General features: G+C 60.8%; 13 protein-coding genes. 1 reads left to right on the top strand and 12 read right to left on the bottom strand.

Annotated features, from left to right (window positions below; all coding sequences use genetic code 11):
- Window positions 1–571: 571 nt before the first annotated feature.
- From ABIA90_RS20190 to ABIA90_RS20140, 11 genes are all read right to left on the bottom strand, one after another.
- Complete coding sequence (locus tag ABIA90_RS20190) at window positions 572–706, bottom strand: hypothetical protein (protein ID WP_283843029.1); 135 nt, start codon at window positions 704–706, stop codon at window positions 572–574.
- 416 nt (window positions 707–1122) lie between these two features.
- The gene (locus ABIA90_RS20185) at window positions 1123–1425 is read right to left on the bottom strand and encodes a hypothetical protein (RefSeq protein ID WP_354117642.1); all 303 of its coding nucleotides are present in this window, start codon (window positions 1423–1425) and stop codon (window positions 1123–1125) included.
- Between the two features lie 431 nt (window positions 1426–1856).
- Window positions 1857–2711, bottom strand: a complete 855-nt coding sequence (locus ABIA90_RS20180) for a DNA adenine methylase (RefSeq protein WP_354117643.1) — start codon at window positions 2709–2711, stop codon at window positions 1857–1859.
- Window positions 2704–5019 (bottom strand): DGQHR domain-containing protein, encoded by a 2316-nt coding sequence (locus ABIA90_RS20175; RefSeq protein ID WP_354117644.1) that lies wholly within the window; start codon window positions 5017–5019, stop codon window positions 2704–2706. Before ABIA90_RS20175 ends, ABIA90_RS20180 begins: the two co-directional genes overlap by 8 nt.
- 241 nt (window positions 5020–5260) lie before the next feature.
- Complete coding sequence (locus ABIA90_RS20170; RefSeq protein WP_354117645.1) at window positions 5261–6304, bottom strand: hypothetical protein; 1044 nt, start codon at window positions 6302–6304, stop codon at window positions 5261–5263.
- 380 nt (window positions 6305–6684) lie between these two features.
- Complete coding sequence (locus ABIA90_RS20165) at window positions 6685–7074, bottom strand: hypothetical protein (protein WP_354117646.1); 390 nt, start codon at window positions 7072–7074, stop codon at window positions 6685–6687.
- A 90-nt stretch (window positions 7075–7164) separates the two neighbouring features.
- Complete coding sequence (locus ABIA90_RS20160; RefSeq protein WP_354117647.1) at window positions 7165–7818, bottom strand: hypothetical protein; 654 nt, start codon at window positions 7816–7818, stop codon at window positions 7165–7167.
- A gap of 137 nt (window positions 7819–7955) precedes the next feature.
- A complete protein-coding gene (locus tag ABIA90_RS20155; RefSeq protein ID WP_354117648.1) occupies window positions 7956–9338 on the bottom strand; it encodes a primase-helicase family protein in 1383 nt (460 codons plus the stop codon).
- 119 nt (window positions 9339–9457) lie between these two features.
- The gene (locus tag ABIA90_RS20150; protein ID WP_354117649.1) at window positions 9458–9736 is read right to left on the bottom strand and encodes a hypothetical protein; all 279 of its coding nucleotides are present in this window, start codon (window positions 9734–9736) and stop codon (window positions 9458–9460) included.
- Between the two features lie 163 nt (window positions 9737–9899).
- Window positions 9900–10385, bottom strand: a complete 486-nt coding sequence (locus ABIA90_RS20145) for a hypothetical protein (protein ID WP_354117650.1) — start codon at window positions 10383–10385, stop codon at window positions 9900–9902.
- Window positions 10386–10571: 186 nt separating this feature from the next.
- Window positions 10572–11807, bottom strand: coding sequence for a tyrosine-type recombinase/integrase (locus ABIA90_RS20140; protein ID WP_354117651.1), 1236 nt, complete (start codon window positions 11805–11807; stop codon window positions 10572–10574).
- A gap of 807 nt (window positions 11808–12614) precedes the next feature.
- On the opposite strand from ABIA90_RS20140, the gene ABIA90_RS20135 reads away from it, so the two are divergent.
- Window positions 12615–15077 carry a putative bifunctional diguanylate cyclase/phosphodiesterase gene (locus ABIA90_RS20135; protein WP_354117652.1) on the top strand — a complete coding sequence of 821 codons (2463 nt, stop codon included), beginning with the start codon at window positions 12615–12617 and terminating at the stop codon, window positions 15075–15077.
- Here ABIA90_RS20135 and ABIA90_RS20130 read toward each other — a convergent pair.
- The gene (locus tag ABIA90_RS20130; protein WP_354117653.1) at window positions 15063–16325 is read right to left on the bottom strand and encodes a serine hydrolase domain-containing protein; all 1263 of its coding nucleotides are present in this window, start codon (window positions 16323–16325) and stop codon (window positions 15063–15065) included. The genes ABIA90_RS20135 and ABIA90_RS20130 overlap by 15 nt on opposite strands.
- Window positions 16326–16376 lie beyond the last annotated feature (51 nt).

The following is a 16376-nucleotide window of genomic DNA, read 5'->3' as shown; positions in this document are numbered from 1 at the left end:
CGTTCGCGCGCGGAGAGCCACCGGGATTTGCGACCCAAAAATCCTGAACCAGCGTTGAGGTCGTCCGATGCCGCCTGAATGTCCGTTGAGGGTCAAAAGGCGAAACGCCGGGTTGATCAGCGCGTGTCTGCTTCTGCCTCAAAAGCTGACATCGCATCGCAGTGCATCGCGGTGATGACGTGATGCCCGCCGCCGCTCGCCGCCAGAGGCATCTCCTGAGATTTCTGGGGCTGGGGTCCTTTGAAGGGCATAGGCGGATGGGGGGACCGCGCAACGGCGCACATTCAAGATATTTGGGTCGGCGGTTTTCCAGATTGCGTTGCGGATCGGTACAAAATTGGGGGGCAATGCGCCGTCGCCGCCTGTGCGCTGGCGCGGCCTGCCCGGTGTCCTGTAGTCCTGCGCTCCCCCGGCGGGCTGTACGGCCTTCCTGCGGCCTCTGACGCTGGCGTTCTCAATGTCCGCTATACCTCCATAGCGATCAAATTCCGCATCGCAGCCAAATGAAGCGAAGGGCCATAAGCGGAAGTCGGCGCTTTCAAAATGAACGAGCCCGCCAACTGAGGCGGCCTTACCGCATACCCATGAAGAGCGCTGCAACAAACAGTGCGGCGCCGAAGGCTGCAATGCCAAGGCAAATACGCGCTTGGACTGAATACGGATTGATATGCGGCTGCTCGATATCGAGATGGGGCTGTTCGGTCAAGACACGCTCCCACGCTATGCTGGCGGGAGCGCTATCGGTCTCTCAGTCACCGACGCCTACGGACAGAGCCACGGCCGGTGATGCAATCATAACCGACCACCTGGCCGACCCGTTCCCGAGAATGAGTGTTCATCTGGTGGAACACCCCGACCTTTATTTGCTACACCCAAAACGGGTTAATCCTAAACGTGCATGAACAGGTTGTGGCAGACCGCGAACAAATTAGGACACTCCCGAATTCAGCTTAGGACACTTGGGGTTAAATACGGACAGTACCAACCGTTACATAAGAACAAACCGTGATACCAGCACACATTGTGAACGCCGCGCCGGTCAGCTTTGGGTCTCATTCGCGACCGGTTGAGCCAGCGGCAAATCCGGGTATCGTCCGCTATGCCTCGAAAGCGGGAGTGAGTTCACTGCCCTGGGGCTAAGCTATGGCGGTTGTCCGAGCCGCCATCGGCCCCGTCCGGCCCGGCGGCAGCTTCGCGCGCGGTCCCCAGGATGAGCGCAATGTCGGCATCCGAAATCGTGAAGCGGGCCGGATCAATCGCGACCAGCGGCGGCTCTCGGAGCCGACGCCGGAGCCAAGCGCGCAGCTCCAGCTTGTCGAGCCGCACCGCCGCCGCAACGAACGCTTCGAAGAACCGGAGGCGCTGTGCGGCGTCGAGCCGCGACCAGGCTTGCATCACCGCCTCGCTCAGATCAGTGCGCCGCATCTCGCGTGAACCTCCAAAGCGAAATTCAGCATACGAAACCCGAAAAACGGAAACTGCAAATATACCGAAGTGGTGCGGTGGCGCGGTTCCCCCAGGCATACCCCTGGTTGGGGGGACCCTAAATCCAATGGCTGCGGCCAGTCCGCTCTTAGGGGTGACGCGGACTTGCGCAGGCGACTCCGGTATTCCGCCTTTTGACCCTTCTCGGGCACTCGGCCACGGCCTGGAGACTAAGCCTTCGCCGCTCAGATACTTAGTGATCTACTGGAATTTATCGAACCTACCTTGTTTGATGTCCTGGCAGGCTGAGGCAAGCGACGCCACGCAGCGGATTTGGTCGAAGTGCCCATAGCTGATGGTAGCGACCAGCAAGTAGAGCACGTGTCCGATGATCACAGGTGAGCACTCCGAGTCCCACACGATTCCCTCGCTTAGATTCGTAGCTCAGAGGTCGGGGTCATATGCCGACTTTCAGCTGCATGATACCCAATCGTAATAGCCAATTCGGAGCTTTTTCTTCTGTGCTCGCTTGACGCTGAAATGATACTCGCCCTGTTGAGCTGATGAACGACCCCCATACCCTTATATAGGTCACGAACGCTCGAATGATTAGCGTTCGTCACCAGAACCAGCGCGCCTCTCGACGCAGCGGCTTTGACGCAATCTCGGAGTCGTACCTGATCGCTCCAGGCAAATAGGTTTTGATTGTATTTGATGAAGCCATTGTTGTTGTGTTTGACAGTATACGGAGGGTCAACGAATACAAAGTCGCCCCTGCTCGCAGCCGCAATCGTTTTCTCAAAATCTTGCGCGACGATGCGGCATTTCTTCAGAGACTGTGCGATCCCCTCAAAATCATCGTCATCTAAAATGATCGCGTCCTTACTGCCTTTGGGTACATTGAACACACCTTTAAGGTTGACGCGATAAATTCCGTTGAAGCATGTCCGGTTCAAATAGATGAACCGAGCTGCCTCCTCAATCTGATCTGCAAACCGCGCGTCGCGGATCTTATAGTAGTAATCGAAAGAGTGGAGGCGCTGATACTTTGTAAGAAGACGTTCGATGCTCGTCCAATCATCCCGTACCGCCTTGTAGGTTGAGATTAGATCCGCGTTGAGATCCGAGATGAGGCCCCTTTTTGGCTTCAGATGAAACAGCACAGAACCGCCGCCCAAGAACGGCTCAACGTAGTTGTTAAAGCGAGCGGGTAACAGCCAGCTGTGGCGAGCGGTCATCCACCGCTTTCCTCCGGCCCACTTAAGAAACGGAACAAGCTCAACCACCAGCGTTGAGCCTTTTCTCGAGTTCGATCTCCAAGGTATTCAAGAATTCATAGTGTGACGCCTTGTAGGCGCGGTTCGCTGGATGCGCCATTATCTTTCGTATGTCATTTAGCGTATCAAACCATGATATGTTCTTTGCGTTCCCCTTGCGATCGTCTGGCATCTTGATGTTCATCGTGGGCTCGAATTGGGGCCAATTGTTCTTGTGTTCGATGATCTTCTTTAGATCGACAACATCTAGATATGTAATCGGATCGAGTTGCTCATCCACCTCGGCGTCTTGCTGCCGATCAAGTCCTTTCATCCGAATTTCTTTTTGAGGTATTCCGGCTGTGTAGTAGCGGTCGCCGTACGTTTTCTTTAGGACGTCGATGACATGTACGTGGGTCCTGTCGATTATTCGTCGGACCTGTTCATCGGCCTTGCGCGATTCCTCGGACGATTTCGTGTTCACATACTCGTCGAAGCCGGTCGGCGCAAACTTGGGAAAACTTTGATTGACTAGCCTAGCCAACTCATAGAAGTATCGTGGCGGACCGCCAGAGCCGAACACGGGTTTAAAGTGAGCCTCAAAATCAGAGTCGCTCGCCTCCGCAATGAATTTCAAAACTGGCTCTAAATACGGTCCCAGCTGCTCGACCAGTTCTCCAGGATCAAATTGCGCGGGATCTTGCTTCGTTTCGTCGGCGAGGTGGTCACATAGGGCCGCAAGCAACCTGATGTGACCAGCGATTCCGATGTTGATGCACAGGTGAGCGGCCCGTCCCAGCTCCCAGCGCTCCAGATTCGCGTGACGAATTTTCTCGAAGTATGCTGAGAGCAAATCCGAAAGGGCCTGCAGTGTTTCTTCGCTCGTTGTCCGCGTGGCAAAGCCAGGTTGAGGCAAACGATCCTTGGTGGCTCCCGGTTTTCCGACGAGGCCCGATTGCACAACGGCCTTCTTCAGCTCGGAAATCGTCAAACACACCGCGTCGCTTTCCTCGGTCTCCGGGGTCTTGAACCTATCGTTGAACGGGCCGCCGTTTTCGGCGTCCAACAACGCCAATGATCGCGAAGCAATTGCGCCGATACGCGACTTGAAATCCTCGGAATCAAATTTTAGATCACCCTCGAGCTCATCCAGGATGTTTTTTGAGACCTTCGCCTGTTTGCCGTTGATCGTCGCAAAGAGGTCCGCTTCTATTTCCCGCGAGATATTCTCGAACGCGATCACCGCAATGATGTTTGATCGACGTTTTTTGCCGGTTTCCGCAAAACCATATAGTCGGTGCTGACCATCAATAATCCACGCCGTTTTGTAGGCGTCGGGCAGAAGAAGATCGCCGAACGCAATCTGGCGATCTTCGTAGCTCTGCCTAATGTCAAAGCGAGGCCGCTTCTTGAAATTCACCAAGATTGAATTGGGGAAGAAGCCGCCGCCATCCAGAAATTGTCCAATTTGGTTGAGGCGCGCTCGCTTGACCAGCCGCTGGTAGGCAGGATTGCCGGACGGGTCACGGAGACTACGGTGATTGACGAATGCTATTGGCAGAAGTCGCTCGGGCGGCACCAAAAAATAGTAAGCCTGATGGCCACCGATCTTTGCTCGAATCGCGGGCACCTGATGATCTTCGAGGTTCTTTACTTTCGCGCCTTCTAAGAACTCGGCTAGGAACTGATACTTCGCCGCTTTGCCGATGTTTCGAGCAATCTCTTCGAAATATCGTAGATCCCGGTCTCCCACGATCTGAATGTTCTCGTGCTCCGCCCGCTTCAGGTCATTGGCGCTCAGGATGATATTGCGCGTGATCATCAGCCAAATAAATTTCAGCCGAGATTCCTTGCCATATACCGCAGTCACACTTTTTACGTACGACTTTTTGAGAGCCGCGAATTCCATGATGTCTTTTTGGAAACTGCCCGACGATTTGGTTGCCGAGGACTTGCATTCGGCAATCACCACCGTGTCTTCGTCTTTTGCAAAGACGTCTACTTGCTTAGATACCTCCTCGCCTTTGTTGGCATCCGTAATTTGAATCTTAAACTTGCGGCCGGTGTTTAGCTCGTCATAGCCGAAGTGATACAACACCGACCAGACGCGGTTCTCCAAAACCTCGTCGTGCGGTTTGGACTTCTCGACTTGGATCTGGCCGTCTTTGTATTGCCGACCGGTCGCGGCCCATCCTTCGGCAATAAACTTCTCACGATCCGCAGGGTGGATTCTGCGTTGGGCGAAGCGTTGCTTCCGCTTCTTAAACTCAGCGATTCGCTCTGCCTTCGTCGTCGCCCGAACCCCCAACAGCTCGGACTTGGTAGTTCCTTCTGTCATAGCTGTGCGATACGCCCCCGAATCGCTTCGTTTTGATTGCACGAATAAGTAGCAGCACCGGGGTGTCCTACAACTGAAAAGATCGCGTCGGGGGCGCAATTAGTGGATGCCGGAGACGGCGAATCACTGACGCGCCCCTCCCAAGGCTTAGATTCCCATCTAAGTCACTGAAAACATGGAGGTCGCAGCAGAATTGAACGAGCTGTCACCGAACCCGAAGTGACCGCGCATCTGGTGTTCATCATCGCGCCCCCGCGAACCGGACCGGCGAGGTTGACGGCGGGGCCGTCACGAGCTTGAGGCCGAGCAGCGCTAGTGCCGATGTGTCAGACCGGAAGTCTATGACCTCGCCCTGCGCTTCGGCGTGCCAGATCAGGGCGACCTCACTGCGCTCGATAGCCAGCGCATCGGCTATGATCGTCGCCTCCATCTGCTCGCGCTGCTCCTGGTCCAACGCCGCCTTGTCGTCGGCTTCGGCGGCAATCTCGCGGTCCAACGCGGCGATCAGTGCGTCTTTGTGCAGCCATGCGATCAATGCGACCGCGTCAGGCACTTCGGCGAAAGCAAGAGCACGCTCCGCCGCGTGAACCTCCGATGTCAGGCGCCGCGCCTGGAATTCGATCTTTCCGCCGTCAAGTTCGATCAGCGATGACGCCGATGGCGCACCCTGCATCGCCAGTGCCTCGATCTGCTCGCGCATCCGCTGTCTGGCGTAGCTCGATGGGAACGGTGCGGACCGAATGCGGTGCAGGTCGGCCTTCAGCTCGCGAGCACGCCTGCGCAGCCGCTCGATGGCATCGAGCAAACTGTGCTCGGTCTTCGCGAGCTTCGGCGGCTCGGTCCCGATCTCTTCGATACGGCAATTGGCGGGCACATTGTGGCGCAGGTAGTCCTCGACGTTCGCAAGCGCGGCGGATGCGGGTTGCCACGCCGCCGACCGCACCTCCTGCAATTGTTTCAGCCGTTCGAAATCGGCGGTCGCTTTTTCGAGAGCCTTGGTCGCGGCGATAACGCTGCGATTATCGGGCGGCAAGTTGTAGCCGTTTTCGGATGGGTGAGCGGTGAGCCGCTTCAGCTCATGCTGAGCCGCGACCCGCACCGCGCTCGCCTCTTGAACATCACTGAACGGCGGAATGAGCGCGTGGCGATCGTTGCTGCGCTGACGCAGCAGCCGCAGCTTGTCGGCGGCAGCGGGCGGCAGCAGCTCGATCGCGTCGAACGGTGGCTGGGTGTGGATGCCAGCGGAAAACGGTTGTGGGTTTGCCGGTCCGGGTTCGAGTGTCATGTGCGCCTCCATCAACTCGATGATCGAAGCGGATCACATCGCGTTGGCAACGAATAGTCGGCCTTAGTCCCGCGCCAGCACCGCGCGCACCAACCGCGAGCTCACCAATCTGTCGGAGCATTTGAGAACGCAAAACAGCAGTCCCTCAACGCGCCCGGCGAGCCTTGGCGGCACCGTCTCCGCGATGCGATCCCGCTGCCATCCGCATTCCCGGTATCTTGCGAGCCGCTTGTGCAGCCATTCCGCCGCTGCATGATTTGAAATTCCAGCGCAGTGGATTTCTGCAGCCGCCCGCAGGAATAGATCGCGCACGCGCAAATGCAGCAGTGTCATCGGAAGGCGGTGGCCGGGACCGGCAGGCGGCGGATGCCGGAGCGGCTTCATCGGCGCGGCTCCAATGGCTCGAACTCGCCGCGCGGGATGACCTTCCGCAGCACGGCCCCGGCGGCGCGCTCCAGCGCCTCGACAGGCAGATCGGCCTCCCAGCACGCCCGGCAAATCGGGCACACACTGGCCGATGTCGGCCTGAGTGTCGCCGGTACGGCCAGCAGCAGCGCGCCGACTTGCTGTCGGTTCGGCAGCCACTCGGAGCAAACGATGCAGGTGCGCGCCCGTCGCGAGAGATTGTCGAGCCAGTTGGCGGCGGCCGCCTGCAATAGTGGCGCTGCGTCGAGCCCGGCATCGTCGGGTTCGACCAGATAGGTCAGCAGCGCTGGTGCCTCGCGCTTGAAGTGAGCCAGATCGGCCCGGCGCTGGTGGCGGTTGCTCATGGTGATACCTCGTCGTCTCCCCGGAATCGTTGCGTTGCAAGCCGTCATCTGGTGGCGGCTAGCGTGGCGGGCGTGGCGTGTGGCGGAGCATCATGCTGTAACGTTAAATGTAACGCCAAGACGCTGGCGGCATGCGCGCGTTCTGCACGCCCCCGAACAGAACCGTGAGCTGGAGCGCTGCGGCGTGTAAGCCTTGCCGCACTGCTCGCACGTCCTGCACCGTGCCGGAAGAATCTCGCCCTGGTCGCGACCGTGGAAGACAGGGCGGCTCGTGTGTCGGGGATCGAACCTGAACCATGCGTAGTTGTCTTTCCCGGTAAACTTCGAGCCAGGAATCCATTTCAGGCGGCCGACCGCCACGATGTGCGAGCACGCGCGCATGAAGGGCGCGGCCTGCATGGTCTGCGCCCAGTCGTGTTCCAGCAACAGCCACGTTGGCGCGATGCGCTCGAAGTGCGCGATCAGCGCATGCATCACCACGCGGGTGTAGGGCGGGTTGGTGATGATGGCGTCGGCCGCCCCATAGGAATTGACCGCAAGCGCGTCCTGGCCGCTGCGGATGTCACCGGCATAGACGCAGCGCAGGCCGAACGATTCCAGATGCCGGACCAGATCGCCATCGCCAGCGCAGGGCTCGGCGAAGGTGCGGGTGCCGCGCAAATGCTGGACCAGTGGCAACACCGCTGCCCGTGGCGTCGGATAGAAGTCGGCCTCGCGACGCTCAAAGTTGGACCTCTTGCCCATCGACAAGCCCTCCCTCATCTCGCTGTGCCTGGCAGTGGGTGAAATCGGTGAAGTCAGTGATCTTGCATCTCCATCAAATGGTGTGCGGAGGAGGTCGTCTGTTTAATAGAGTTGGAAGATCACTGACTTCACCGATTTCACCGATTGGAGTTGACCAGCTTCTCCGCCTCCGCAAGCTGATCCCGAAGCGATAACAAGGCCTTGGCGTAGACGGCTTGCCGAGCCCCGTTGATCACCCAGAGGCCATCCTTGGCGGTGGGGTTTCTGACGGGCACGTAGCCGCACTGCTCGAACCGATAGGGGATTTGTCGGCGGTTCCTGCGGTCCCGTATCCACGCTATAAAGTCCCCGGTCGCGGCAGTCTGGACGCGGACGAGCGTTACCGCGTCGGGGTTGCCAATGAGGTCGAGCACGTCGGCCAGCTCGGCGTCCTCGGGCGACCGATTGGCGTCAACGATGTCCCAGAAGGCGGCGGTCTTGGGCGGCGGGGCCTTGGCGTCGAAGCCCGAAAGGTCGAGACCAGCAAGGTAAGCCGCCACATGGCCGAAGCCGCCGTTCTCGTACCAGCCCCACAGTCCGTTCCAGTAGTCCGTCGTGAAGTCTTCCTTCACCGCGTCGGACCAGCCGACAAAATGGCGGCGGTCGTCGGCGGGCAGGTAGATGCCGTCCGCCTTGTGGTTGGTGGTGATGATGACGCCGCAGCAGTTGAAGACGCTGTGCTCGCGCAGGTTCTTCTCATCGACGCGAAGCACGTCCGGCGGGGCCGCCGTATAAGTCTTCATGCGGTCGTAGAAGCTGAAACGAGTCACCTCGCCCAGATCACGCGCTTCGCTGACGCGCAGGATCACCGATTTGACGAAGCCGTTGAACCGTCCGAGCAGATGCTGCGGCGTGACTTCGCTGAAATTCCATGGACCAACCGCATACTTGACCGGCTCCAGCAGGCTGTCCTTGCCGATGCCCTGCATGCCGCCGAGCACCAGCGCGTGGTTGATCTTCTCCTGTGGCCGCTGCACCCGGTGTGCCAGCCACCGGATCATGTGCCAAGCCTGCCCGCCGTAAATGCTGTGAACGTGATCGGTCCAGCGACCAGCCTTACCGGGATCACCAAGCTGGAGTTCGGGCGGCTTGTACAGGTTGAAGCAGCGCACCCCTTTGCGCTTGATCCACCCCCCCTGTGAGACCAGCCGATCCGCGATCAACATCGGCTCGCCGGGCGCCCACGTCATCTGCTCAACCGGCTGGTTTTGATCGAGCCACAGCGAGGCATTGACTTTGACGGGCTCGCCGTTTTCGTCGCGGCCGACTTCGATCGGCGGAATACGGGCGTTGATGCTGGCGCCGGGCCACATCTCCCGCGTTGGCGTGTAGATGTAGCCGTGCATCGGCATATAGGCGTAGAAGTCGGAGAGCGTGACGCCTTCTGGCGCGATCTTCAACGCGCCGTGCATGGCAACGTCGGTGATGCCAACGGCCCGCGCGTGTGCGATCTGGTCCCCGGTCAGCGTGTGGTTCTTCATGTGTGGCCTCCCTCGGATCGGGAAGCCGGAGCTTGCGGCAAGTCGCGCGGTGGCGCATATGAAGGCGGTTCGAGTGCCTCACATATGGCCGGTGCGCTGTGCCTCAGCGCCCGGCTTTTCTATGCGACCTCGGCTGCGGTTGCCCGCTCGCGCTCGATGCGCCACTCGTTGGCGGCTTCCACGCTGATCAACGTGCGCTTGCCGACCTTCATCTCGCGCGGGCCTTCGCCCTGGCGCTTCAGTTTGAAGTAAAAGTCCTCGCTGATGCGGAACGCTTCGCAGAATTCGGGGATGTTGAGCGCCATGCGCGGCAGCGGCGGTGCAGCAGGCTTCGGCTGAGTTTTGATGGGTTCAGCGCTTGCTGCGGGTTTGCTGCCGGTGACTTCTCCGCGAGCCATGTTGTTCTCCCACTGTCGCGAGTTGACGATGCTTCATCAAAGATGATGCGACCGTGGAGCGATCAGCGCGCCGTGGGAAGGAAAACTCCGCTCAAAATCAAATAACGTCGCGCAGAATAAGCAGGGCACGCTTATTTTGCGCGCGCAGAATAAAGCGCGCTGGTCATTCTGCGCGCGGCGACTGTTTGTTCTGCGCGGCCCGCTCTTTCAGGACCGGAGCAACGATCACGCGCTTGACCGTTTGCCAGCTAACGCGGTCGCCGAGTTTCAGCTTCTTGATCAACTCGTTCGCCGCTGCCTCTTGGTTGCGCCATTTCTTCGGGTTCTCATCGAGCATGCGACGGTAGGTCTGTTTCCCACGCTCGACCTCCTCGGTCAGCTTTGGCTTGTTGCCACCGCCCGGCTTGCGCGTCTTCCGGGGCATCGGCGCTTGCGGCTCTGGCGCTGGCGGTTCCGTCACCACCTTTCGAAGTCCAAGGCGTTCGCCGATCTCCCGCACCCGCTGCGGGGTAATGCCAAGGCGTTCACTCATCAGCCGCAGCCGCTCGCGCTCCTCGTCGGTCTGCCGGTGTGGCGACTTGAGCGACCGCGCGCGTTCCCCTGCGGCGGCGCGCTGTTCTGGTGTAAGATCGACGTAGCCTTTGCCCATGGCTGCTATCCATTGGGTGTTGGTCAGACGGGCCGGTGGCGCTCGAACGCCCCGGCCCGGTCGGAACTATCGCACCATCGAGCGGACGATGCCACCCACGTCCGATGTCGCAATCGGGCGATGTGCGAATAAAAAAGCCGCCCGATTGAGGGCGGCCCATTTATGCTTTGACTTGACGCCTGTAGGTCAGGCGACCAGCCGCAGCGGCGGCTCATGCTGCAACAGCGCCGCGCGCGAGATGTCGTCAGAGTGTTCGGTGATGAATTTCGAATAGTGCTTTTCGATCATCGCGACGCTGGTGTTGTGCAGGCTCGCCACAAGCCTGATCGGCACGTTGAGCTTTAGCTGGCGCACGATGCTGCTGTGCCTCAGCGCGTACATCGTCACATCGGCAGGGTCGAGCCCGATGGCCGTCACGACCTTGTCCACTTGGCGATGATAATTCTGACCCGGATTTTTATCCCAAGGGCTGCCGTCGCCTTGCAGCAGCAACGGCGCATCGTCGGCACGGCCTTTCGCCGCCTCTTTCAGCTTGCCCGCCAACTGGACGGTGATCGGCACCGAATAGCGCTCGATCTTTTTCTGGCTGCGGTTTCTGCCGCCGCCCTTGGCGCTCTTCGGCATCATCAACTTCGGCTGCGACGGATGATCGTGCAAATTCTCAACGCGCAGCCGCACGGCTTGGCTCGGTCGCGCGCCGGTCACTGCCAGCGTTTCGGTGAGCAAACCGAACTTGTCATCGAGCCCATAGGCGGTGGCGACAAACTCGCGCACCTTGTCGTCGGAGATGATCACGTTGCGCGCCTCCTGCGCATCTGGAAGACCGGCGAGACCGATTTCCCATTCGGCACCGTTCTTGATGCGCTTATCATGCTGCGCCGCCAGCGTCAGCGCGGCGCACACACAGCGGCAAAGCCGATTGATCGTTGCCGGTGCCATCGTGCCCAGCAGCCCGTCGCGCCATTTCTTCAACTCGGTGGCCGCCAGCAATGCCACCGGCTTCGACAGGAGCACGGGCGTGAGGTGCAGGCGCGGATGCTCGGCGTTGTACGGGTTGGCGCTGCGCGCTTCCAGATCGGTCTTGTAAGCGGTCAGCGCGCCATCCAGCGTGATCGGTGCGGCGTCGGTGCTGCCGTCCTCACCGCGCGCCAGCTTCTTCGCCTGATCCTGCGCCTGATAGAACGTCAGCACATTCTTGGTGTCGGCATCCTCGAAGTCGTCGGCCAGAGCGAAGCCCTTGGTCCAATATGCGCCGTGCCCGTCGCTGGCCTTCAGCACCCACGTGCCGTTGGTCTTGTTGCGGCGGTACATCAGCGAGATGCCGCGCGCGAGCGTCGGCCCCGGATAGGGCGCGCGACGGATTTTCAATCGCAGCCTTGCGCTGCGGCTCTCCAGAGCGCTGAAACTGACTTTGCGTGCCATTGACCGTGTCCCCGTTGTCTCGCGAAGTGTCGCGAAGGTGTCTGTAAAGTGCTGTCACAGTGACATACAGCCGGGACGGATTATTCACAAGATATCAAAGGGTTAACGCAAGCCGTAGCAAGCGGTAAGAAGCGGTATCAGATAAAAAATTCCTCTGCGCAGGGAAGGCCGGGATGTCTTGGCTACACCTGTATGCCGCTGTGCAGACTTCTCACCACAACTCCGCACAGTGGACCTCGGGTGCCAGCGGGCTCCCGGTCTTCCCTGCGCCCTCTTTCATTTGAGGGTGAGGCGATCAGGCAAAGCTCGGGCGAAATGCGCCGCGAGGATGCGAGCCCATGTCATTCACTCAACGACGCTCTCGTGCCCCGGACGCTGCGCAGCACGAAGTGATGCGCTGCAGAGCCGGGGGCCCATGCGTCAGCGTGTTGTGTCATCTGCTGGGTCCCGGCTCTGCGCCGCACCGCTACGCGCTGCGTCGCGTCCGGGACACGAGAGAGGCGGGCGCGGCTCCTGCACACTCCGTCATTGCGAGCGCAGCGAAGCAATCCAGAATCTTTCCGCGGCGGCAGTCTGGATTGCTTCGCTGCGCTCGCAATGACGAGGATGAAGCAGCTGTGCGCCATAACTTCACTCTAACGCGCACGCATCGCATTTTAGGCAACCGTCATAGTCTCTAACGCGCACTAACCAACACCTGACTTAAAACTGTCATAATCGCCGAATGGAACCCGCGGCTGCGTCCTTTTTACACGGCATTAAGCGCGGCTGCATTGGATGCGCGGGGAAAGTGCGTTGGGGACTGCAATGACTGCCGCGAAGAAGATGCCGGGAAAACCGGCCGCCGAAATGTTTGACGACATCCCGGTGCTTCAACGCAAATGGCGTGCCGCGTTGAAGCCGGGCGAACGGCTGCCGCGCTATGAGGACGTGATGCTTGGGAGCCTCGGACGGCTCGCCGACCACATCGCGCTGCTGAAGAACGATGGCGCGCTCGAATTGTCGCGCAGCGGGCGTTACGTGCAGAAATGGCTCGGCGAGGAGCGCTGGGATATCCCGGTCGCCGAGCTCTCGCCCGATTGCGCCACGGCGCTGTCGGAAGCTGTGGCGAGCGCGCTCGAGAACGGACGGCCGCACCATGCCAGCGCGCATTGCGTGCGCGACGGCATGGTCCGGACCTACGATGTGCTGGCGCTGCCGACCGCCTCGCGCTGGGGCGCCACGCTGGTTGGCGCCTACATCAACGAGCGCGGCGCGCAATACAATCTCTTGGACGCGATCTTCTCGTCGACCGATGACGCCGTGGTTTCGCTGGCGACGCTGCGCGATGCCGCAGGCAAGCCGTTCGATCTCCAGATCGTGCATCACAACAAGGGCGCCGGTGCGCTGCTGAAGGTCGCGAGCGCGGGCCTGTTGTGGCGGCGGATCGGCGAGGGGAATACGCTATTGGCCTCGCCCGAAATCATGGACTTCCTGCTCAAGGTCGTCTCCGGCGGCCGCGGCGAGCAGCTCGAGATCGAGGACGACGGACGTTACCTTCGGCTCAGTGCCACCGCCTTCGCCGATCTGGTCTCGCTGACGATCTCCGACGTCACCGCGTTGAAGCGGCGCGACGCCTCGTTTCGCCTGCTGTTCGACAACAACCCGATGCCGATGTGGGTGTTCGAGGCACAGACCAAGGAATTCCTCAGCGTCAACGATGCCGCGGTCCAGCACTACGGCTACAGCCGCGCCACCTTCCTGCGCATGAAGCTGCACGAGATCTGGCCCGAGGACGAGTGGGACAGCCACGCCGAGGCGCTCGAACGCATCGGCGACACCTATCATTCCTCGCGCAACTGGCGCCATTTGTGCGCCGACGGCAGCGAGATCGAGGTGCTCACTTTCGGTCGCCGCGTCGCCTTCGACGATCGCGACGGCTATCTGGTCGCGGTGGTCGACATCACGGAGCGGCGCAAGGCCGAGGCGCGGATCGCCCACATGGCGCACCATGACGGGCTCACCGATCTACCGAACCGCGAACATTTCCAGCAGTGCTTGAAGCAGGCGCTCGATCAGGCCGGCGGAAAACGGGTCGGCGTGCTCTATATCGATCTCGACCTGTTCAAGAACATCAATGATTCCTTCGGGCATCCGGTGGGGGATCGCCTGCTGAAGCAAGTTGCCGAACGCCTCACCACCGCGGTCCGCGGCGGCAATCTCGCGGCCCGGCTTGGCGGCGACGAGTTCGCCGTGATCCTGGCAGCCGACGTCTCGCCGAACGAAGCCAGCGCCTGCGCGACCTTGCTGATCGACATGCTGAAGGCGCCCTACGACCTCGACGGCCAGGAGATGGTGATCGGCGCCAGCATCGGCATCGCGCTGTCGCCCGGCGACGGCACGACGTCGGAGGAGTTGATGCGCAATGCCGACATGGCGCTGTACCGGGCGAAGTCCGACGGCGGCGGCGTGCACCATTTCTTCGAGCGCGAGATGGACCTCCAGGCGCAGAAGCGCCGCGACATGGAGCTCGATCTGCGTCGCGCCTTCGCCAATGGCGAGTTCGAGCTGCATTACCAGCCGCTGGTGTCGATCGCGTCCGACCGCATCTCCGGCTTTGAATCGCTGTTGCGCTGGCGTCATCCCGACAAGGGCATGATCTCGCCGGCGGAATTCATTCCGGTCGCCGAGGACATCGGCCTCATCACCCAGCTCGGCGAGTGGGTGCTGCGCGAAGCCTGCGCGGAGGCGGTGAAATGGCCTGTCGACGTCAAGGTCGCGGTCAATCTGTCGCCGGCGCAATTCCGCAGCCGCAACCTGGTCCAGGTCGTGATTTCCGCGCTTGCGCAATCCGGCCTGTCGCCGAAGCGGCTCGAGCTTGAGATCACCGAGTCGATCTTCCTGGCGGAGACCGATGCCAATCTTGCGATCCTGCATCAATTGCGGGAGCTCGGCGTCAGCATCTCCATGGATGATTTCGGCACCGGCTATTCCAGCCTCAGCTATCTCCGTAGCTTCCCGTTCGACAAGATCAAGATCGACCGTTCGTTTGTGAAGGATCTGGCGCAGCGGCCCGATTGCGTCGCAATCGTGCGCGCGATCTCCGGCCTCGGCCGCAGCCTCAACATCACCACGACGGCTGAAGGCGTCGAGACCGAGGATCAGCTCGACTGGCTGCGCGCCGAAGGCTGCAACGAGGTGCAAGGGTTTCTGTTCAGCGCGGCGCGGCCCGCCGCCGAGATCGCAAAGCTGCTGGCCGATTTCGGCCAGCGCGCCTCACGGGCGGCGTAGCCCTTCGGGATAGCAGCCATAGACCAGTTCCTTGAAGGCGGGCGTGATGCGGCTGCGCTCGTTCTGGGTCTGCTGCATCAAGAGGTAGACCATGTCGAGCTTGGGATCGACGCCGAAATAGGTGCCGCTCCCTGAGTCCCATTTCAATTCGCCGATCGATCCGGCCGGCGGCGGCTTCGCATTGCCGGGATCGGTGCGCACACCGATGCCGTAGCCATAGCCAAAACCGTCGCCCGGGAAATAGAAATAGTCGCGCCCCACGCCGGAGCCGGGCCCGACGTGATCGGTCGTCATGGCCTTGAACACGGCGGGGCTGAGGTAACGCTTGCCCTCGAACTCGCCGCCATTGAGCAGCATCTGCGAGAAGCGTTGATAGTCGGTGATGGTCGACAGCAGCCCGCCGCCGCCGGATTCCCATTCGGGATGGGCGAGGCGGTCGCGCTCGCCGGCGAGCAGGACCGGATCGCTCGGCAGCGGCCGCGCCATCCGGGCGCGCTCCTCCGGCGCTTTCAGCACGAATTTGGTGCTGTTCATTCCGAGCGGATCGAGAATGCGCTGCTTGAGGAATTCATACAGCGTCTGGCCCGAGATGATCTCGATGACGGCGCCGAGCACGTCGGTGGAATGGCCGTAGCGCCACAGCGTCCCGGGCTGGCGCGTGAGCGGCAGCTTGGCGATGCGGTCGGCGAATTGCCTGTTGTTGAAGGGCCCCTCGAAAATATTGGCGGCCTGGTAAACCTGCATCACCCATGGAGCGCCGATATAGTCGTAGCTGATGCCCGAGGTCTGCCGCAGCAGATCCTCGATGTTGACAGGACGGATCGACGGCTCGAGTTCGACCTTCGAGGTGCCCTCCGGCTCCACGCCCACCTTGGTGTCGGCGAAGAGCGGGACGTATTTCGACACGGGGTCGGTGAGCGCGAGCCTGCCCTCGTCGATCAGCATCATCGCGCCGAGACACGTGATCGGCTTGGTCATCGAGTGGATGGCGAAGATCGTGTCCGGCGTCATGGCGAGGCCGGTCCTGGTGTCGCGCACGCCGAAGTTCTTGAGGTAGACCGGCTTGCCGTGCTGCTGCACCAGGACCACCGCGCCCGGCAGGCGGCCAAGCGTCACCTCGTTGTCAAAATAGGCGGTGATGCGGTCGAGCCCGTCAGCCGACGGAGTAGGGATGTTGGTGGCGGCGCGGCTGCGCCCCATCGTGCCGGCCAGCAGCGCGGCCCCGACCAGAAATTCACGACGCTTCATCCGGGCTTCCTCCCTCGCCGGGATCAAAGCCGCAAGACGTCGGAGGCGTCA

The organism is Bradyrhizobium sp. LA6.8 (genome assembly GCF_040547935.1).
Taxonomy (GTDB): domain Bacteria; phylum Pseudomonadota; class Alphaproteobacteria; order Rhizobiales; family Xanthobacteraceae; genus Bradyrhizobium; species Bradyrhizobium barranii.
This window is presented reverse-complemented; position numbering and strand designations above follow the sequence as displayed.